Source organism: Kitasatospora sp. NPDC127067, assembly GCF_042724755.1.
GTDB classification, from domain to species: Bacteria; Actinomycetota; Actinomycetes; order Streptomycetales; family Streptomycetaceae; genus Kitasatospora; species Kitasatospora lactacystinica.
Window position 1 is genome coordinate 18,048 of record NZ_JBHXEM010000090.1, and the last position, 19,339, is coordinate 37,386.

Genomic DNA, 19,339 nt, shown 5'->3' on the forward strand with positions numbered 1-19,339 from the left:
ACGGGTGCCCCGGGCGCAAGGGTGATCGGGGGGAGCCAGGTCGGCGTCCCGGCCTGTGGAACCAACCCTGCACCGAGCCACTGACAACCCGGCGGGGTCCCGGACGGACCGTCAGCCGATGTCAGTGCCGCCGCCTACGGTCGGTCGCATGGAGGAACGCTGGAGCACCGAACACGTCCTGTCCCTGGCACCTGACGCCGCCTCGCAGAAGGCCGCGGGCAAGCTGTCCGCGCCCGCGCCGTGGTCCGGCACCGGCACCGACGGCACCGCGCTGTGGGGCGAGTGCAAGGGCAGCGGCCGCACGCCGTACCGCACCGCGATCGAACTCGCCACGCCCGCCTACCAGTGCAGCTGCCCCAGTCGGAAGTTCCCGTGCAAGCACGCGCTCGGGCTCCTCCTGCTGTGGAGCGGAACCCCGCAGGCCGTCCCGGCCGGGGAACCCGCCGACTGGGTGGCCGAGTGGCTCACGTCCCGCCAGGAGCGCGCCGAGAAGCGCGTGAAGGAGCAGGTCGTCGATCCGGAGGGCGCCCGGCGCCGGGCCGAGCGGCGCGGCGCCCGGGTCGCGGCCGGCGCGGCCGAGCTGCGGCTGCGGCTGGCCGACCGGGTCCGGCACGGCCTCGCCGACCAGTCCACCGCCGGGCCCTGGGAGGAGGTCGCCGCCCGGATGGTCGACGCACAGGCCCCCGGCCTGGCCGCCCGGGTCCGCGAACTGGACGCGCTGCCGCAGGAGCGGCTGCTGGAGGAGTACGCGATGCTGCACCTGCTCGCCACCGCCGCCACCCGGCTGGACGAACTGCCCGCCGAGCTGGCCGCCACCGTCCGCACCCGGGTCGGCTACACCGTGGAGAGCAACGAGGTGCTGGCCGGCCCGACCGTCCGCGACCGCTGGCTGGTGCTCGGCAGCCGCGACACCTCGGACGAGCGGCTCATCACCCGCCGGATCTGGCTGCGCGGCGCCAAGACCGGCCGCCCGGCGCTGCTGCTCTCCTTCGGCCGCACCGGCCAGGCCCCCGCCCTCGCCCTGCCCACCGGCCGTCTGGTGGAGGCCGACCTCGCCTACCACCCGGGCGCCCACCCGTTGCGCGCCACCCTCGGCGAGCGCTACGGCGCCCCCGAGCCGGGCCCCGCCGAACCGCCCGCCGGGCTCACCGTCGCCGAGGCGGTGGCCGGCTACGGCACCGCCGTCGCCGACGACCCGTGGCTGGAGAGCCGGCCGACCGTGCTCGGCGACGTCGTCCCGGTCCGCACCCCGGACGGCTGGTTCCTGACGGACGGCCACCACACCGTGCCGGTCCGCGCCTCGACCGTCCCGGAGACGGCCCTGTGGCGGCTGGCCGCCGTCTCCACCGGCCGCCCGCTGACGGTCTTCGGCGAGTACGGCCACCAGGGCTTCGCCCCGGTCACGGCCTGGGCCGCCGGCCGACCCCCGGTCGGCCTCACCAACGCTTAGACACGCCCCAGACACTCCCCAGGAGAACCCGGCATGACGATCACCCAGGACCCGTGGGAGACCCTGCACACCAGCGCCCTGCTCGGCACCGACCGCCGCCCGCTCCCGGCCACCGCCCTGCCGCTCGCCGACGCCGTGGACCGGGGCGATCCGGCCACCGCCCTGCTGGAGCTGGCCGCGCTGGCCGCCGTCCGCCGCAGGGCCGGAGCGCTGCCCGTACCGGCCGCCGGGCCGCCCGGCCCGCCCGCGGCCGAGGACACCCGTCCGGAGCTGCCCGAGCCGGCCGCCCGCCGGCTGGCCGTCCTGCTCTCGGGGCGGGCCGGCAGCGGCGGCGGCACCCTGGCCAACCTGGCCGAGCTGCTGCCGCAGTGGCTCACCACCGCCCGGGCCCGGGGCCTGCGCCCGCCCGCCGCGCTGATACCCGGCCTGCTCGACGCCGCCCGCGCCCGCAGCGAACTGCGCCCCGACGCCGTGGCCCTGGCCGGTCCGCCGGGCCGCTGGCTGGCCGAGCAGAACCCCGACTGGCGGTTCGTGCTGCGCACCACCACCCCCGACCTGCCGCAGCAGCCGACGGACGACCGGCTCTGGCACGAGGGCCTGTTCGCCGAACGGGTCACCCACCTCACGCTGCTGCGCCGCCGCGATCCGGCGGCCGGCCTGGAACTGCTGCGCGGCACCTGGTCCACCGAGCGCGCCGAGGACCGCCTGCTCTTCCTGGACGCCCTCCAGGACGGCCTCTCCCCCGCCGACGAACCGTTCCTGGAGGCCGCCCTCGGCGACCGCAGCAAGAACGTCCGGGCCACCGCCGCCGAACTGCTCTCCACCCTGCCCGGCTCGGCCCTGGCCCGCCGGATGGCCGAGCGGGCGCGGACCGCCGTCCGGCTCGCCGGCACCGGCACGCATCTGCTGGTCACCCCGCCCGCCGAGTGCGACGCGCAGATGCAGCGCGACGGGATCGCGCCCAAGTCGCCCACCGGGCGCGGCGAACGGGCCTGGTGGTTCGGCGAGGTGGTGGCCGCCGCGCCGCTGTCGCTCTGGCCGGAGAGCACCGGGCTGACGCCCGAGCAGCTGCTCGCCCTGCGGGTCGGCGACAGCATCGACGAGACCAGCAGCAGCTGGGCCGACGACCTGCGGGAGGCCTGGGCGCGGGCCGCCGTCCGCCAGCAGGACGCCGACTGGGCGCGGGCGCTGCTCGGCCCGGCCCCGTCCGGGCGCGGTGCGCGGGCCCGCGCGGCGCGCGCCACCGGCGCCCCGGCCAAGCTGCTGGCCGTCCTCCCGCCGGAGGAGCGGGCCGTCTGGACGGCGGCGTTCATCACGGCGCACGGGCTGGGCGAGGCCTTCCAGCTGCTCGGCGCCTGCGCCACCCCGTGGACGCCTCCGCTGTCCACCGCCGTGGTGACCGCCCTGGCCCGGGCGGCGGCCTCCGGGGCGTACCCGTGGAGCCACAGCGGGGTGCTCGGGATGACGGAGCGCGCGCTCGCCCCGGAGACGGCCGCCGCGGTGGAGGAGCTGGCCGCCGGGGCCGCCCCGGACTCCGCGTGGTCCGAGACCTTCGCCCGGCTGGCCGGCACCCTGCGCTTCCGGGCGGCGATGCTCGCGGAGCTGGCGGGCTGAGCCGGGGGCTGCCGGGGCCGACGGGCCGGCCCGGGGCGTTCCGGGGATTTCCGGGCCCCGGAACGGCGGAGCGGGCCGGCCCCGGGAGGGGCGGCCCGCTCGACGCGCGGTGGTTCAGCCGGCCCGCAGGTTCGACTCGACCCAGGCGACCACGTCGCGGGTCGGCGTGCCCGGGGTGAAGATGTCCGCGACACCCATCGCCTTGAGCTCGGCGATGTCCTCGTCCGGGATGATCCCCCCGCAGAAGACCTTGATGTCCTCCGCGTCGCGCTCCTTCAGCAGCTCCAGGACCCGCGCGCACAGCGTCATGTGGGCGCCGGAGAGGATGGACAGCCCGATGCCGTCCGCGTCCTCCTGGATCGCGGTGTCGACGACCTGCTCGGGCGTCTGGTGCAGTCCGGTGTAGATGACCTCCATACCGGCGTCGCGCAGGGCGCGCGCGATGACCTTGGCACCACGGTCGTGACCGTCGAGCCCGGGCTTGGCGACCACCACACGGATCGGCCCCGACACACTCATGACTGCCTCCTGGACGTCGTCGTCCACCATCCGACCGGGCCTCGTGGGCCGCCGGCGCGGTTAACGGTCAATAACCAACCTGAGGGGAGGTTAGCGCCACCCGGCACGGTTGACCGTGCCACCTCCCAAGAGGAGGGCAAAGTCACAGCTCCGGGCCTTGCCACCGGCGGGCCTACCCCTCCTCCCCGCAACCTCCGCACAGACCCCCCGGCCGCCCCCTTGACATCCGGAGGTTTTTCCGGGGCGTCGGCCAGGGAGCTACAGTCACGGCTGTCTTCCCCCGCCCGACGACGTCCGAGGCCCACCGAGGAGGCAGCCCCCGATGGCTCCCGATGCAGCCGCCCGTCCGACCCGCGCGGAGCTGCGCCTCGCCGCCCGCGAGCAGTCCCGTGCCCAGCGCCGCGGCGCCGCCAGGGCGGCCACCCGGACGGCGCTGCTGCGGGTCGCGCTGCCGTCGGTGGCCGCGCTCGGGGTGGCCGCGGCGGCGGCGATCACGGTGCAGGGGGAGGCCGACCAGCAGCGCGCCCAGGCCGCCGGACAGGTGCCGCGGACCGCGGCCGACAACGCCCCGGACACCACCGCCGCTCAGGCGGCGGCCCAGGCGGTCGCGGCCGGCGCGCCGACCCAGGCCTCGCGCGGCGACGCCCGCCTGCCGCTGGCCGGCGCCCAGCCCACCGAGGCCCCCACCGCCCAGCCCACCGCCGAGCCGACGCCCGAGCCGGTCGGGCCCAAGGTGGTCATGCCGGTCGCCCGGCACGGTCTCGGCGAACAGTTCGGCGAGGCCGGCACCCACTGGGCCAACCGGCACACCGGCATCGACTTCCCGGTGGACGGCGGCTCCGAGGTCTACGCCGTGACCGACGGCACCCTGCGCACCCAGTGGAACCCGTTCTACGGCTACATGACGATCCTCAAGATGCCCGACGGCACCGAGGCCTGGTACTGCCACCTGCGGGCGTACAAGGTGCGCAAGGGCCCGGTGAAGCAGGGCGACGTGATCGCCTTCGTCGGCACCAGCGGCAACAGCACCGGCCCGCACCTGCACTTCGAGATCCGGCCGCAGGGCAGCGGACCGATCGACCCGCTGCCCTGGTTCCTCGCGAACGGGCTGGACCCGCGCTGAGCCGCCCTACAGCTTCTCGACGGGCGCGTAGCGCAGCAGCAGCTGCTTGCGGCCCTCGGCACCGAAGTCGACGGTGGCCTGCGCCCGGTCGCCGGCGCCCGTGACGGCCATCACCGTGCCCAGCCCGAAGCTGTCGTGGGTGACCCGGTCGCCGACCGCGAGCGAGACGGCCTCGCGCTCCACCGTCCGGCCTCCGCGCCGGGCCGACTGCCCCCAGCCCGCCTTCGGCGCGGCCGCCGTCGACGAGGACCGCGAACCGCCGCCCCCGGACGAGGACCTGCCCCAGGACGAGCCGGAGGAGAAGCCGCGCTGGACCGGCGCCTGCGCCGCCCCGGTGCGCTTCCACTCCACCAGCGTCTCCGGGATCTCCTCCAGGAACCGCGAGGCCGGGTTGTAGGCCGGCTGCCCCCAGGCGCTGCGCAGCACCGAGCGGGTCAGGTACAGCCGCTCGCGGGCCCGGGTGAGCCCGACGTACGCGAGCCGGCGCTCCTCCTCCAGCTCCTTGACCTGGTTGAGCGCCCGCATGTGCGGGAAGATCCCGTCCTCCATGCCGGTCAGGAAGACCACCGGGAACTCCAGGCCCTTGGCGGTGTGCAGGGTCATCATCGTGATGACGCCCTGCCCGTTCTCGTCGTCGTCCGGGATCTGGTCGGAGTCGGCGACCAGCGCGACCCGCTCCAGGAAGTCGGCCAGCGAGCCGACCGGCGGCGTGCCCTCGGCGTCGCCGTCCGGCCGCTCGCCCGGGTCCTGCTCGTACTCCAGGGCGACGGAGGCGAGCTCCTGGAGGTTCTCCACCCGGGTCTCGTCCTGCGGATCGGTCGACGCCTGGAGCTCGGCCAGGTAGCCGGTCTCCTCCAGGACGGCCTCCAGCACCGCCGCCGGGCCCGCGCCCGACTCGACGACCTGGCGCAGCCCGGCCATCAGGGTGTTGAACTTCTTGACGGCGTTGGCCGAGCGCGCGGCCATCCCGTAGGCCTCGTCGACCCGGACCAGCGCCCGGGCGAAGGAGATCCGCTCCCGCGCGGCCAGCGCGTCGATCATCGCCTCGGCCCGCTCGCCGATGCCGCGCTTGGGCACGTTGAGGATCCGGCGCAGCGGCACGGTGTCCTCCGGGTTGGAGAGCACCCGCAGGTACGCCAGGACGTCCCGGACCTCCTTGCGCTCGTAGAAGCGCACCCCGCCGACCACCTTGTACGGCAGGCCGACCCGGATGAACACCTCCTCGAACACGCGGGACTGGGCGTTGGTCCGGTAGAAGATCGCGACGTCGCCGGGCTTGGCCTCGCCCTTGTCGGTGAGCCGGTCGATCTCGTCGGCGATGAACTGGGCCTCGCCGTGCTCGTCGTCCGCGACGTAGCCGATGACCTTCTCGCCGTGCTCGCCGGCCGTCCACAGCTTCTTCTCGCGGCGGTTGGCGTTGCGCTCGATGACGGCGTTGGCGGCGCTCAGGATGGTCTGGGTGGAGCGGTAGTTCTGCTCCAGCAGGATCGTGGTCGCGTTCGGGTAGTCCTCCTCGAACTGGAGGATGTTGCGGATGGTCGCGCCGCGGAAGGCGTAGATCGACTGGTCCGCGTCACCGACCACGCACAGCTCGGCCGGCGGCACCTCGGCGAGCCGCCCGGCCGCCGGGTTCACGAGGTCGCCGTCCGCGGTGCGCCTGGGCGCGGCCGCGACGGAGCCCCCGCTCAGCTCCCTGACCAGCATGTACTGGGCGTGGTTGGTGTCCTGGTACTCGTCGACCAGGATGTGCCGGAACCGGCGCCGGTAGTGCTCGGCGACGTCGGGGAAGGCCTGCAGCAGGTTCACCGTCGTCATGATGATGTCGTCGAAGTCCAGCGCGTTGGCCTCGCGCAGCCGCCGCTGGTAGAGCGCGTACGCCTCGGCGAGCTTCTTCTCCATCGGGTTGGCGGCCTGGTCGGCGAAGGTCTCCTCGTCGATCAGCTCGTTCTTGAGGTTGCTGACCTTCGCCGTGAAGGACTTCGGCGGGAACTGCTTCGGGTCCAGGTCGAGGTCCCGGCAGACCAGCGACATCAGCCGCTGCGAGTCCGCCGAGTCGTAGATCGAGAAGCTGGAGGTGAAGCCCAGCTGCTTGGACTCGCGGCGCAGGATGCGCACGCAGGCGCTGTGGAAGGTGGAGACCCACATCGCCCGGGCGCGCGGGCCGACCAGCGCCTCGACGCGCTCGCGCATCTCGCCGGCCGCCTTGTTGGTGAAGGTGATCGCCAGGATCTCCCCCGGCTGCACCCCGCGGGCGCCCAGCAGGTGGGCGATCCGGTGGGTCAGCACCCGGGTCTTGCCCGAGCCGGCGCCGGCCACGATCAGCAGCGGCGAGCCCGCGTGCAGCACCGCCTCGCGCTGCGGGTCGTTCATCCCCTCCAGCAGCTGCGCCGGGTCCACCACCGTCCGCGCGGCGCCGTTGCGGTACCAGGCGTCCCGCTCCGCCTCGGCGGAGTGGTCGGTCCGGAACAGCCCGTCCGGGATGGCCTCCTCGTACGCGTCGTACGGAACGTCGTCGTCGTACGGCGGGGGCTCCTCGTCGAGGGGAGCGGCGGGCTGCTTCGACCCGGCGGCGGGTGCCTCGAAACCGGGGAGCGGAAGGTCGTCAAAGAGGCTACTCATGGCACATCGAGTCTATGGCCACCCGCCGACAAGCCCGCCCGCCCCGGGCGACCGGGCCGGTGCGGGCCGGTGCGGGCCGGTCGGACGGGCCCGCACCGGCCTTCGAGGGCGCCGGGCGCCCCGGCCCCCTCAGAGCCTCAGAGCCTCAGACCAGACGGCGGGCGGTGGCCCAGCGGGTCAGCTCGTGGCGGTTGCTCAGCTGGAGCTTGCGCAGCACCGCGGAGACGTGGCTCTCGACCGTCTTCACCGAGATGAAGAGCTGCTTGGCGATCTCCTTGTAGGCGTAGCCGCGGGCGATCAGCCGCAGGACCTCGCGCTCGCGCTGGGTGAGCCGGTCCAGGTCCTCGTCCACCGGCGGGGTGTCGGTGGCGGCGAAGGCGTCCAGCACGAAGCCGGCCAGCCGGGGCGAGAACACCGCGTCGCCGTCGGCGATCCGGAAGATCGCGTTCACCAGGTCGGCGCCGGTGATGGTCTTGGTGACGTAGCCGCGCGCGCCGCCGCGGATGACGCCGATGACGTCGTCGGCGGCGTCCGACACCGACAGCGCCAGGAACTTCACGCCCTCCCGTCGCTCGCCACCGCTCTTGTCCGAGGCGCCGCGCGCCGCGCCGCCCGACCCCTCGCCCATCACCCCGGCCGAGCGGCGCAGCACCTCGACGCCGCCGCCGCCCGGCAGGTGGACGTCGAGCAGCACCACGTCCGGCCTGGTCTCGGCGACCACGCGGACCGCCGAGTCCACGTCGTCGGCCTCGCCGACCACGTCGATGCCGGTCACCTCGGTGCGGCCGATCTCGGCCCTGACCCCCGTCCGGAACATCCGGTGGTCGTCCACCAGCACGACCCGCGCAGAACGCTCCGGAGCTGCCTCAGTCATCCGCTCTCTCCATCTCCAACTCGACCTCGGTGCCGCCGCCCGCCGCCGGCCGCACCCGAGCGGTGCCGCCGTTGCGCTTCATCCGGCCGATGATCGACTCCCGTACGCCCATCCGGTCCTCGGGCACCGTGTCGGGGTCGAAGCCGGGGCCGTGGTCGCGGACGAACACCGACACCGTCCTCCCCTCCACCTCGGCGTAGACCTGGACCGGTCCCCCGCCACCGTACTTGGCCGCGTTGACGGTCGCCTCCCTCGCGGCCTGCATCTGTGCCGCGATCCTCTCGTCCATCGGGCAGTCGCCGACGATCACCAGCTCCACCGGGACGCCGTGCCGGTCCTCGACCTCGGCGACGGCGGCCCGCAGGCTCTCCGCCATGGTGTCCGGAGCGGCCTCGGCGGCGGCCTCCGGGCGGTACAGCCACAGCCGCAGCTCGCGCTCCTGCGAGCGGGCCAGCCGCAGCACCTCCTTGGGGTCCTCGGCCCGGCGCTGGATCAGGGTCAGGGTGTGCAGCACGGAGTCGTGGATGTGCGCGGCGATCTCGGCCCGCTCCTGGGCGCGGATGCGGGCTGTGCGCTCGGCCCCGAGGTCCTGCCAGAGCCGCAGTCCGTACGGGCCCAGCAGCACCAGCACGCCGGCCAGCACCGCGAGCGAGGCCTCGACCACCGAGCCGAGCGTGGAACCGCTGCCCTGCATGGCGAGCAGCGCGATGGTGCCGGCCACCGCGAGCAGCACGCCGGCGCCGACCCGGGTGTAGGCGCCGCGCCGCTTCTCGCCCTCCTCGATGCCGAACCAGCGCTGCCAGCGCGAGTCGTCGGCCTGCCGCCAGACCAGCGCCACGCCGACGCCGATCGCCAGCAGCGGCCAGGTGTACGGCTTGGCGGTCTGCAGGCCGAGCACGTTGAGCAGGGCGATCAGGCCGATCACCGTCATCACCAGGGCGGCGAGCTGGCCCAGGCCGCCCTGCCCGGCCTTGCCGGCCGGCGCCGCCTCCTCCCCCTCCGCGGGGGCGCCCACCGGCTCGCCCTGCAGGGTGTGCTGGAGCAGCCGGCGCATCCGGGCCACCCAGCCGCCGGCCTGGCCGCCCTTGCTCAGCAGGCCGCCCTGCACCCCGGGCGAGGCCGGGACGAACACCCCGTTGACGTACACCCACTGGGCGCCGCCGCGCTGCGAGGGCTCGCCGATGCCGATCGGCACCACGAACCAGAACGCGGCGTACAGCAGGGCGCCGATCCCCTGCGCGAAGAACAGCACGACGAAGGCGATCCGCACCCACCGCACCGGCAGCCCGAGGTGCACCGCCAGGCCGTGCGCGACGCCGCCGAGCATCCGTCCCTGCGGGCTGCGGTAGAGCCGCCGGTAGGGCGGCCTCCCGTCGTCGGGCGCGCTCGGGTCGGCGCCGGCCGACGACGCGGCGTCGGGGGCGGTGGGTCGGGGATCGGTACCGGGGGCTGCCACGGCACCGATGGTTCCACGCGCGCGCCCACGGGCGCATCAGGGTGTGTCCCCATCGCGTATCAGGGACAAGTCAGGGTACGGACAGGGATCGACCCGGTTGGGCCGGGCCCGCCCCTGCCGGAAGGATGGTGCCCATGACCGAGGACCCCCGCATCGAGGAGGCCGGGCCCGCCGCCCCGCCGGAACCGGACCGCCCGCCACTGACCCGGGCCGAGCACCACCGCGTGGTGGCCGGTGTCTGCGGCGGCCTCGGCCGGCACCTGGACATCGACCCGGTGGTCTTCCGGATCGTCACGGTGGTGCTCTGCCTCTCCGGCGGCCTCGGGCTGTTCCTGTACGGCCTGGCCTGGCTGATCGTCCCGACGGACGACGAGTCCAAGGGCCGCGGCGGGCGTACCGAGCTCCAGCGGGTGCTCACCGGGCGGGTGGACGGCCAGTCGGTCGGCGCGGTGCTGCTGACCGTGATCGGCACCGGGGTGTTCTTCTCCTCGATGGGTGACGGGGACCAGATGTTCCCGCTGCTGCTGCTCGCCGCCCTGGTCTTCCTGGCGGTGCGCTACGACCCGGAGCGCCGCCGGGGCCGCGGCCGGGGGCGCGACCGCCGCGGCGGCGGGCCGTACGACCGCCACTTCCCGGGGTCCGACGGGTCCGAGGGCACCGGGGTCACCGGGGTCACCGGCGGCGCGGCGGGCGCCGGGAGCGCCGGGGCCTACCGCTGGCCGCGGCCGGAGCAGGACGAGTCCGCCCGGGCCGCCGGAAAGGGCCCCGCCGACAGCCCGGCCCCCGGTGCCGGCGGCTACCTGTGGGACCCCCGCCACCCCGAGCGCAATCCGTACGGGGGCGGCTCCTCGGCCACCCCGACCCCGCCGTTCGGCACCCCGACGCCGCCGTTCGGCACTCCGACCCCGCCCTTCGGCACCCCGGTGCCGCCGGCCGGTGGCCCGGCCCGGCCCTGGTGGCAGCGCGCCGACCTGCCGCAGGGCGACCCGCTGCGCAAGGAGCACCCCGGGCGACGCCCCGCGCCCGCCGCCGTACGGCGCCCCCGGGAGCGCTCGGCGCTCGGCTTCTTCGGCTTCCTGCTGGCGATCGGCGCGGGCGCCGCGGTCTGGGCCGCCTCCGCCGACCACCACGACCCCACCGTGCTGGGTGCGACGGTGCTGGCCACCGCACTGCTGGTGGTGGGCCTGACGCTGCTGGTCGGCGCGAAGTTCGGCCGGGCCCGCCGGCTGGCGGTGACCGGCCTGCTGCTCACCCTGGCGCTGGCCTTCGTCGGCCACTCGCCGGACTCCATGCGCAACGCCGTCGGCGATCGCGACTGGACCGTCGCCTCGGCGACCGACCTGCTCGACCGGTACAACCTGGGCGCCGGGCAGATCAGGCTCGACCTCTCCGCGCTCGACCCGGCGGGGGCCACCCTCGCCACCAAGGTCGACCTCGGAACCGGCGACATGACGGTCACCGTGCCGGACGACATCACGGTGAACCTGGTGACCCGGATCGGCCTGGGCAACGTCACCGTCCCGGGTGATCGGAGCGACGGCACCGGCCGGCACACCTACCTGATCGGCCCTGCCAACGGGCAGCCGGCCAAGGGGACCCTCAATCTCGAACTCGGAATCGGGCTCGGCAACATCAAGGTGGTCCAGCAGTGAGGAAGCACCGGCTCGACCTGTTCTCGCTGATCGCGGGCGCGCTGTTCACCGTACTCGCGGTGCTCTACCTGGTCGCGGCGCTCAACGACCAGTCGGTGAACGGGCGGATCGTCATCCCGGTCACCTTCATCGTGCTCGGTGTCGGCGGCCTGGCCGGCGCGGTCGCGGCGGTGGCCCGGCGCGGACGGCCCGACCGCGAGGAGTGAGCGTCCGGGGCAGGCCCCCGGACGTCCCGCGCCGCCCCCGACCGGCTCCGGGCCCTCAGCTCTGCTGCGGGCCCAGGGCCAGCCGGTCCCCGTCCTTGCTGACGGCGTACTTGGGCAGCGGCTTGACCGCCGGCCCGTTGACCACCGCACCGGTCGCGGCGTCGAACCGGGAGCCGTGGCAGGGGCAGTACAGCTGGCCGTTCTTCGGCGCGTCCACGGCGCAGCCGGAGTGGGTGCACACCGCGGAGAAGGCGCAGTACTGGCCGGCCTTGGGCTGGACGATGTAGACGGCGTCCCCGGTGGCCGGGTCCTTGACCTGGGCCGAGCCGCCGACCGGCACGCTCGCGGCCGGCACCGTGGGCGCCGTCGCCGGGGCGCCGGAGGCCGGGGCCGCGGCGGACGGGACGGCGGAGACCGGGGCCGCCGACGGCTCGGGCGCGGCCGACTTGTCCCGGCCGAAGGTCCGGGTCAGCGAGCCGGTGAGCAGCCCGGCCCCGCCGATCGCGACGGCCGCGATCCCGCCGTCCACCAGGGCCCGGCGCCTGACGTGGTCCTCGCCCAGCCCGCGCGCGCGGTCCCGTCCGGCCCGGCGGGCCAGGTAGCCGTCCACCGACAGGTACGGCGTGCCGGCCAGCAGCAACGGCGTCCAGGCCATCAGGTAGGCCAGGTCGTTGCCGAGGTAGTACGGCGAGACGCTCCAGCTGACGGTCAGCCACAGGCTGAGGTTGAGCAGCGCGCCGCCGAGCGCGGCGGCCCGGCCCCAGAGGCCGAGCAGGGTGCCCAGGCCCACCGCCAGCTCGCCGAAGGCGACGGCGAGCGCGAACAGGGTCGGGTGGTCGAGGGCGGGGCCGAGCAGGAAGGAGATCGGGCTGCCGCCCGCCTTGGCGGCCCGGGTCTGCGAGACGAAGGACGCCGGGTCGCCCGCCCCGGCCAGGAAGTGGGCGTCGGAGAGCTTGTCGAGCGCGGCGTAGACGAAGGTGACGCCGAGGAAGAGCCGCAGGGGCAGCAGCGCGTACTTGGACGCGAGCGCCCGCAGTTGCGCCGCCCCGGCGGCCCGGCCGGCCGCGCCGCCACCGGCCGGCACCGAGTTGCTGGCCTCCGACATCCCTCACACCTTCCCTCGCCGCCTGCCAGTCCCTGACAGGTCCGGTCCGCATTCTGCCCGCTCCCGGCCGCTTTCGGTGGGAGGTCCTCCCGGAGAGCGACGCCCGCACCGCAAACGGTCGCGCCGTCGCTCCCTCCAGTACGGGAACGACGGCGCGACCGTTCAGGCATCGGCCTCAGGACGAAGTGGCGTCCCGGCGGCCGGCGGGAGTGGTCACTCCCACTCGATGGTGCCCGGCGGCTTGCTGGTGACGTCGACGACGACGCGGTTCACGTCGCGGACCTCGTTGGTGATCCGGGTGGAGATCTTCGCCAGCACGTCGTACGGCAGGCGCGACCAGTCGGCGGTCATGGCGTCCTCGGACGAGACCGGGCGCAGCACGATCGGGTGGCCGTAGGTGCGGCCGTCGCCCTGCACGCCCACGCTGCGGACGTCGGCGAGCAGCACGACCGGGCACTGCCAGATCTCGCGGTCCAGACCGGCCGCGGTCAGCTCCTCGCGGGCGATCGCGTCGGCGTCGCGGAGCAGGTCCAGACGCTCCTTGGTGACCTCGCCGACGATCCGGATGCCCAGGCCCGGGCCCGGGAACGGCTGGCGCTGGACGATCTCCTCCGGCAGGCCCAGCTCCTGGCCGACCATCCGGACCTCGTCCTTGAACAGCTTGCGCAGCGGCTCCACCAGCTGGAACTGGAGGTCCTCGGGCAGGCCGCCGACGTTGTGGTGGGACTTGATGTTGGCGGTGCCGGTGCCGCCACCGGACTCCACCACGTCCGGGTACAGGGTGCCCTGGACCAGGAAGTCGACCGACTCGCCCTGCTCGCCGGCCTCGGCGACGATCTCGGCCTGGGCCTGCTCGAAGACCCGGATGAACTCCCGGCCGATGATCTTGCGCTTCTCCTCGGGGTCGGTGACCCCCTTCAGCGCGTTCAGGAAGCGCTCGGCGGCGTCGACGACCTTCAGCTGGACGCCGGTGGCGGCCACGAAGTCCTTCTCGACCTGCTCGGTCTCGCCCTTGCGCATCAGGCCGTGGTCGACGTAGACGCAGGTCAGCCGGTCGCCGATGGCCTTGTTGACCAGGGCGGCCGCGACCGCGGAGTCCACGCCGCCGGACAGGCCGCAGATCGCGCGCTTGTCGCCGACCTGCTCGCGGATCAGGGCGATCTGCTCGTCGACCACGCTGCCGGTGGTCCAGGTCGGGGCGATGCCGGCGCCGCGGTAGAGGAAGTGCTCCAGGACCTGCTGGCCGTGGTCGGAGTGCAGCACCTCGGGGTGGTACTGGACGCCGTAGAGCCGGGCCTCGTCGTTCTCGAAGGCCGCGACCGGGACCAGGTCGGTGGAGGCGGTGACGGCGAAGCCCTCCGGGGCGGCGGAGCAGGCGTCGCCGTGCGACATCCACACCGAGTGCTGCGCCGGGACGCCCTCGAACAGGGTGGAGCCGGTGCGGGAGACGGTCAGCGGGGTGCGGCCGTACTCGCGGGCGCCGTTGTTGTCGACGGTGCCGCCGAGGCTCTTGGCCATCAGCTGGAAGCCGTAGCACATGCCGAAGACCGGGACACCGGCCTCGAAGATCGCGCGGTCGATCTGCGGCGCGCCGTCTTCGTAGACCGACGAGGGGCCACCGGAGAGGATGATCGCCTTGGGGTTCTTGGCGAGCATCTCGGCGACCGGCATGCTGCTCGGCACGATCTCGCTGTAGACCCGCGCCTCACGCACCCGACGGGCGATGAGCTGGGCGTACTGGGCGCCGAAGTCGACCACCAGGACGGGGTCGTTGTCCGGCGCGGACTGGACGGGAATTGCAGAGGACACAGACGGCCTTCCGGCAGCGGTATCGAGGTGTCACGCGTGGCCGCCTCCCCGGCGGGACTGCGGCTGCGGCGGACGGTGTGGGGTGTCTGGACACCGATTCTACCGGGCTGTCCGGTTTCACTCGTCTGCCCGTCCAATGAACCGTGACCGGGCGGGGCCGCGGTTCGTTGCTTCTGACGAACGTACGGCCGCGCCGCGTCCGCCAGACGCGCCGCCCGTCCCCGCGGGGGCACCGTACGGCAGCAGGACCACGCGTGGAGCTCCACCCCAGTCCACCGGCGCACGTGGTGCCGCCGCCCGGTCCGCCGGGCGCGCGGCTCCGTGGGACCGTGCGCGGGTGCCGCGGCCGGCGAGCAGGGGACAGCGACCCCGGCCGCGACTGGGCCGAGAGGTGGGACGGCCGGAGTCCGGGGACGCCCGGGACCGGCCGTCGCACCCCCGGTCCGTTCCGGTGCGCGCCCGGGCGCACTCCCCCGTCCACCTCGTGCCGCTACGCGCGTCCCCGTGCGCCACAACCATCCGGGCCACTACGCACCGTGATCATCGACGGCGGCCCCGTCGGGAAATGCTCTGTGCCGAACTGTGCCGAACCGGTTGCAGAGCGAGCCCCTCGTCCAGCACGATGCTCGTTGTAAGCGGTTCTCCCGGCGCCTCACGGCCCACCGAGGAGGCCCGCGACGGCGTTCTCCGCAGCCGCGCCGCAGGGCGGTGGCAGCGATTGTCAGTTCACGCTCCGTGAGCGTGGGACCGGCGCAGACCTGCGTGCCGACCCGCCGCGCACGGAGGTGCGCGCCCCGCACGGCCGGCCACCCACGCCGGAGCCTCGCGGCGCACCCCTAAGCCGACCGACACGACGGCGCTCCTCCCCCGGCGCCGTCACCCCAGCACCGGCGCGGCCCTGACGCCGAGTGCTGAACGACAAAGGGCCCCGTTCCCCCGCGGGGCCCTTTGCCCTTTCCCCGTGCTCCCGGCCTCCGGCACCGTGCTCCCTGCCTCCGGCACCCCGACGGCCGCCCGGGTCAGGGGTGCTTGCGCCAGACGCTCGGGTCGACCGGCTCCTCGGCCGGGGGCGGCGGCACCGCGCCGGGCACCGGCGCCCCGCCGGCCGGGGCGGGCGGCTCCTCGTGCGAGTCGAGCACCTCGCTCACCCCGCCGCCGGAGTCGAACGGCGCGTCCTGCGGCACGACGGCCCGCGCCGGCCCGCCGTACCCCGGCACCGGACCGCCCTGCTGCGCCGGAACACCGTGCGGCGGCGTCGCGTACGGCACCTGCGGCGGCACCGTCGCCGGGTGCGGCGCGCCGCCCTGGACACGGGCGAACGGGGACTCGGCGTACGGCACCGCGCCGTTCGGCGCGCCCGTGCCCCGGTCGCGGACGGCCACCAGCAGCGGCGGCACCAGCAGGGCGCCGACCAGCGCCCAGACCGCGTTGGCCACCAGCGTGCCCAGGAACACCAGCCCGGCCGAGTACTCCTGGGAGAACTCCATCCGGGCGGTCTCGGTCCAGCCCGTCATGGACGTGGTCTCCACCAACCGCGCCCCGGAGAGCGCCATCAGCAGGGTGAGCACCCCGGCGTGCACGGCCGCCAGGCGCAGCCGGTCGGTCGCGTCCAGGCGCCGCCGGTACGCCGCCCAGCCGAGCACGCCCGCCGCGACGAGCGCGGCCAGGCCGGCCCAGCGCCAGTCGGCGCCCAGGTCCCGCAGGTCGAAGAAGGAGAACTCGGTGTCGTTGCTGCGGTCGCGCCACGAGCCGCCGCCGTCACCGGACAGACCGGTGTGCGTCCGGAAGCCCGCCCCCGAGCCGAAGCCGAGCAGGCCGAGGCCGAGGTTGGGCAGGAAGGCCAGCGAGACCCCGGTCAACGCCCCGTCGTCGCTGTTCAGCGCGACCAGCAGGAAGGCCGCCACCGAGGACAGCCCCACCGAGACCGCGAGCGCCTGGCCGGCGGTCAGCGCGGCCACCGCCCAGCCGCGCACCGAGCGGCTGCGCCAGGCCGCCCAGCGCAGCGCGTCGGTGCCGTACACCAGGAAGGCCAGCAGGGCGGCCGGCACCACGGTCCAGGCGACCGCCTCCAGCCAGCCGGAGTCCGCGGTGACCAGCAGCTCCGGCTTCCCCCGGGAGTCGAAGTAGTCGGACTTCACGCCGCGGCCGTCCGGGCTCCAGTCCGTACCGCCGACCAGGCCGAGCGCCAGGCTCACCGCCGCGAGGACCGCCGCGGTGCGCATCGCCTCGGCGGCGGCCTGGCCCCGGGTCAGCTGGCCCTCGGCCGCCTTGCGCCGGCGCAGCCCGGCCCGCAGGCCGAGCCAGAGCGCCAGGCACCACAGGACCGTGACGGTCATCGGCAGCACCCGGACGGTCTCGGTCCAGCCGTCCGGGCCCCGGCCCACCGAGCTCTGGTAGGCGAGCCGGAACGGCGCGCCGAGCGCGTTCAGGGTCATCGACAGCATCGCGCCGAAGCGCTCGCCGAAGCCGGGCGCCTCGAACCGGTACTGGTACTGGTAGTCGCTGGGGACCGCCGCGATCAGCGCCACGGCCAGCAGGACGAGGGTCGGCGCGACGGCCGCCCTGGCCGCCGGGCGCCAGTCCGCGGCCGTCAGCAGGCGCTGGAGGGCGGGCTGCCTGTCGTACGACTGCCCGGCGCCCCAGCTGCCCAGGGCGGGCGGGGCCGCGGCCGCGGGCCCGTACCCCGGCTGCGGACCGTACTCCGGCTGCGGCCGGTACCCGGGCGGCGGAACGGGCGGCGGAACGGGCGCAGCCGCACCCGGCGGTGGCGGCGGGACGGCGGCCGGCGGGGCGGTCGGCGGGGCCGGGGGCGCGAACGGCCGGCCGCACGACCCGCAGGCGGGCGCCCCCTCCGCCGAAGTCGCCCCGCACGATGTGCAGTTGGCCATGGCCCGCGTTCCCCCCGCTCGACGAGTTCCTGGCCGCCCCAGGGAGCCCGTTTATCCCATCGGACCCGAACGGCTGTCAACCGGGAACCGGCGCAGGCGGATTGGCCCGCCGGACCGGGTTCAGCCGCGCTTCTTCGGGACCTCCGGGACGGGCAGCAGCGGCAGCCGCAGCGCGCCGAAAGCGCCCTCGGGCACGGCCGGCCGCACCGGCGCCACCGCCGCGACCCGCCGGTACTCCTCGCCCTGGGCCGGGCGCGGGTCCGCCTCGCCCTTGTTCGGCCACATCGACAGGGCGCGCTCGGCCTGGGCCGTGATGGTGAGCGAGGGGTTGACGCCCAGGTTGGCGGAGACGGCCGAACCGTCCACCACGCTGATCCCCGGGTAGCCGTACAGCCGGTGGTACGGGTCCACCACGCCGGTCCCGGGGGCGTCGCCGATCGGGCAGCCGCCCAGGAAGTGCGCCGTCATCGGGATGTCGAAGATCTCGCCGACGGTGCTGCCGGGGAAGCCGTTGATCTCGTCGGCCAGCGCCTGGGCGCCGCGCTCGGCCGCCGGGATCCAGGTCGGGTTGGGCTCGCCGTGGCCCTGGGCGGAGGTGAGCCGGGCCTTGCCGAGCGGGCCCTTCCGCAGCGAGACGGTGATCGAGTTGTCGAGCGACTGCATCACCAGGCCGATGATCGTCTTCTCGGACCAGCGGCGCTGGTTCATCGAGCGGGCGAAGGTCACCGGGTGGAGCGCCGAGTTGCCCAGGTAGCGCAGCCAGCGCGGGAGCGTTCCGCCACCCCTGACCTGGGCGATGGACAGTGCGCCCATCGCGTTGGAGCCCTTGCCGTAGCGGACCGGCTCGATGTGGGTGTTGGCGTCCGGGTGGATCGAGGAGGTGATCGCCACGCCCTTGGTGAAGTCCGCCTTGGCGCCGTAGCGCCGGTCGGTGGTCTGCGCCCCCACCAGGGCCTCGGAGTTGGTCCGGGTCAGCTCGCCCAGCCGCTCCGAGATCCGGGGCAGGTGGCCGCCGTCCCGCATCCGGTGCAGCAGCGACTGGGTGCCGTAGGTGCCGGCCGCGACGACCACCCGGCCCGCGGTGATGGTCCGCGCGCCCGCCTTCACCCGGTCGGTCTTCGAGCGCGCGTCGGTGCGGCGCACGTCCACGGCGAAGCCCCGGTCCCCGTCGGCCCCGCCGATCTCCCGGATCCGGGCCACCGTGGTGAGCGGGTGGATCTCCGCACCACCCTTCTCGGCCAGGTACAGGTAGTTCTCGGTGAGCATGTTCTTGGCGCCGTGCCGGCAGCCGGTCATGCACTCGCCGCACTCCACGCAGGCCTTGCGGGCCGGGCCGGCGCCGCCGAAGTACGGGTCGGCCACCTCGCCCCCCGGGGCCGCCTCGGCCGTGCCTCCCCCGGACCCCGTCCGGGAGGTGCCCCCGGCGTCCTCGCCGTCGCCGAAGAAGACCCCGACCGGCGCCATGTGGAAGGTGTCGCCGACGCCCATCCGCTCGGCGGCCGCCTTGAGGTGGACGTCGGACGGGGTGAGGGTCGGGTTGAGCCGGACCCCGAGCATCCGCTGCGCCTGGTCGTAGAACGGCGCCAACTCCTGCTGCCAGTCGGTGATGTGGCGCCACTGCCGGTCCTCGAAGAAGGCCTTCGGCGGCACGTACAGGGTGTTGGCGTAGTTCAGCGAGCCGCCGCCGACCCCGGCGCCGGCCAGGATCAGCACGTTGGCCAGCAGGTGGATGCGCTGGATGCCGTACAGCCCGAGCCGCGGCGCCCACAGGTAGTTCGGCAGGTCCCAGGAGTTCCTGGGCAGTTCGTCCCGGTCGAAGCGCCGCCCGGCCTCCAGGACGGCGACCCGGTAGCCCTTCTCGGTCAGCCGCAGCGCCGCGACCGAACCGCCGAAGCCGGACCCGACCACCACCACGTCGTAGTCGAACTCCGCCGCACCGCCGGACTGCACCATCTGCCACCGCTCCTTCGCCGGGTGAACCTGTCTGTGGGGCGGCGGGCCGGGCCCGCGCGCACTGCGGGGCC

General features: G+C 75.0%; 13 protein-coding genes and 1 pseudogene. 5 read left to right on the forward strand and 9 right to left on the reverse strand.

Features of this window, described 5'->3' with window-relative positions:
* The first annotated feature begins 148 nt into the window (after positions 1-148).
* Both ACFWJ4_RS29060 and ACFWJ4_RS29065 read left to right on the forward strand, forming a co-directional pair.
* Positions 149-1,450, forward strand: coding sequence for an SWIM zinc finger family protein (locus ACFWJ4_RS29060; protein ID WP_380548892.1), 1,302 nt, complete (start codon positions 149-151; stop codon positions 1,448-1,450).
* 33 nt (positions 1,451-1,483) lie between these two features.
* Complete coding sequence (locus ACFWJ4_RS29065) at positions 1,484-3,064, forward strand: DUF5691 domain-containing protein (RefSeq protein ID WP_380548895.1); 1,581 nt, start codon at positions 1,484-1,486, stop codon at positions 3,062-3,064.
* Between the two features lie 114 nt (positions 3,065-3,178).
* On the opposite strand, the gene ACFWJ4_RS29070 is transcribed toward ACFWJ4_RS29065, so the two are convergent.
* Positions 3,179-3,583, reverse strand: coding sequence for a cobalamin B12-binding domain-containing protein (locus ACFWJ4_RS29070; protein WP_224285525.1), 405 nt, complete (start codon positions 3,581-3,583; stop codon positions 3,179-3,181).
* A 322-nt stretch (positions 3,584-3,905) separates the two neighbouring features.
* On the opposite strand from ACFWJ4_RS29070, the gene ACFWJ4_RS29075 reads away from it, so the two are divergent.
* On the forward strand, positions 3,906-4,706 hold the full coding sequence (locus ACFWJ4_RS29075; RefSeq protein ID WP_380548898.1) for a M23 family metallopeptidase: 801 nt from the start codon (positions 3,906-3,908) through the stop codon (positions 4,704-4,706).
* 6 nt (positions 4,707-4,712) lie between these two features.
* Here ACFWJ4_RS29075 and pcrA read toward each other — a convergent pair whose 3' ends face one another.
* The 3 genes from pcrA to ACFWJ4_RS29090 all read right to left on the reverse strand — a co-directional run bounded on the left by pcrA (position 4,713) and on the right by ACFWJ4_RS29090 (position 9,526).
* Positions 4,713-7,325, reverse strand: coding sequence for a DNA helicase PcrA (pcrA, locus tag ACFWJ4_RS29080; protein ID WP_380548901.1), 2,613 nt, complete (start codon positions 7,323-7,325; stop codon positions 4,713-4,715).
* Between the two features lie 145 nt (positions 7,326-7,470).
* Positions 7,471-8,199, reverse strand: coding sequence for a LuxR C-terminal-related transcriptional regulator (locus tag ACFWJ4_RS29085; protein ID WP_380548904.1), 729 nt, complete (start codon positions 8,197-8,199; stop codon positions 7,471-7,473).
* Complete coding sequence (locus ACFWJ4_RS29090; protein ID WP_380355709.1) at positions 8,192-9,526, reverse strand: PspC domain-containing protein; 1,335 nt, start codon at positions 9,524-9,526, stop codon at positions 8,192-8,194. The genes ACFWJ4_RS29085 and ACFWJ4_RS29090 overlap by 8 nt, the downstream gene beginning before the upstream one ends.
* A gap of 263 nt (positions 9,527-9,789) precedes the next feature.
* Here ACFWJ4_RS29090 and ACFWJ4_RS29095 point away from each other — a divergent pair, with 263 nt between their 5' ends.
* Both ACFWJ4_RS29095 and ACFWJ4_RS29100 read left to right on the forward strand, forming a co-directional pair.
* Positions 9,790-11,307, forward strand: coding sequence for a PspC domain-containing protein (locus tag ACFWJ4_RS29095; protein WP_380548907.1), 1,518 nt, complete (start codon positions 9,790-9,792; stop codon positions 11,305-11,307).
* Positions 11,304-11,513 carry a hypothetical protein gene (locus ACFWJ4_RS29100; protein WP_359911252.1) on the forward strand — a complete coding sequence of 70 codons (210 nt, stop codon included), beginning with the start codon at positions 11,304-11,306 and terminating at the stop codon, positions 11,511-11,513. Before ACFWJ4_RS29095 ends, ACFWJ4_RS29100 begins: the two co-directional genes overlap by 4 nt.
* 55 nt (positions 11,514-11,568) lie before the next feature.
* Here ACFWJ4_RS29100 and ACFWJ4_RS29105 read toward each other — a convergent pair whose 3' ends face one another.
* From ACFWJ4_RS29105 to ACFWJ4_RS29125, 5 genes and pseudogenes are all read right to left on the reverse strand, one after another.
* The gene (locus tag ACFWJ4_RS29105) at positions 11,569-12,042 is read right to left on the reverse strand and encodes a ubiquinol-cytochrome c reductase iron-sulfur subunit (RefSeq protein ID WP_380548919.1); all 474 of its coding nucleotides are present in this window, start codon (positions 12,040-12,042) and stop codon (positions 11,569-11,571) included.
* A gap of 42 nt (positions 12,043-12,084) precedes the next feature.
* Positions 12,085-12,618 (reverse strand): annotated as a pseudogene (locus tag ACFWJ4_RS29110) (DoxX family membrane protein); the annotation flags it as partial.
* Positions 12,619-12,831: 213 nt separating this feature from the next.
* The gene (gene guaA / locus ACFWJ4_RS29115) at positions 12,832-14,427 is read right to left on the reverse strand and encodes a glutamine-hydrolyzing GMP synthase (protein ID WP_380548910.1); all 1,596 of its coding nucleotides are present in this window, start codon (positions 14,425-14,427) and stop codon (positions 12,832-12,834) included.
* A 1,019-nt stretch (positions 14,428-15,446) separates the two neighbouring features.
* Positions 15,447-17,315 (reverse strand): hypothetical protein, encoded by a 1,869-nt coding sequence (locus ACFWJ4_RS29120; protein ID WP_380548913.1) that lies wholly within the window; start codon positions 17,313-17,315, stop codon positions 15,447-15,449.
* A 120-nt stretch (positions 17,316-17,435) separates the two neighbouring features.
* On the reverse strand, positions 17,436-19,268 hold the full coding sequence (locus ACFWJ4_RS29125) for a GMC oxidoreductase (RefSeq protein ID WP_380548916.1): 1,833 nt from the start codon (positions 19,266-19,268) through the stop codon (positions 17,436-17,438).
* Positions 19,269-19,339: the final 71 nt, after the last annotated feature.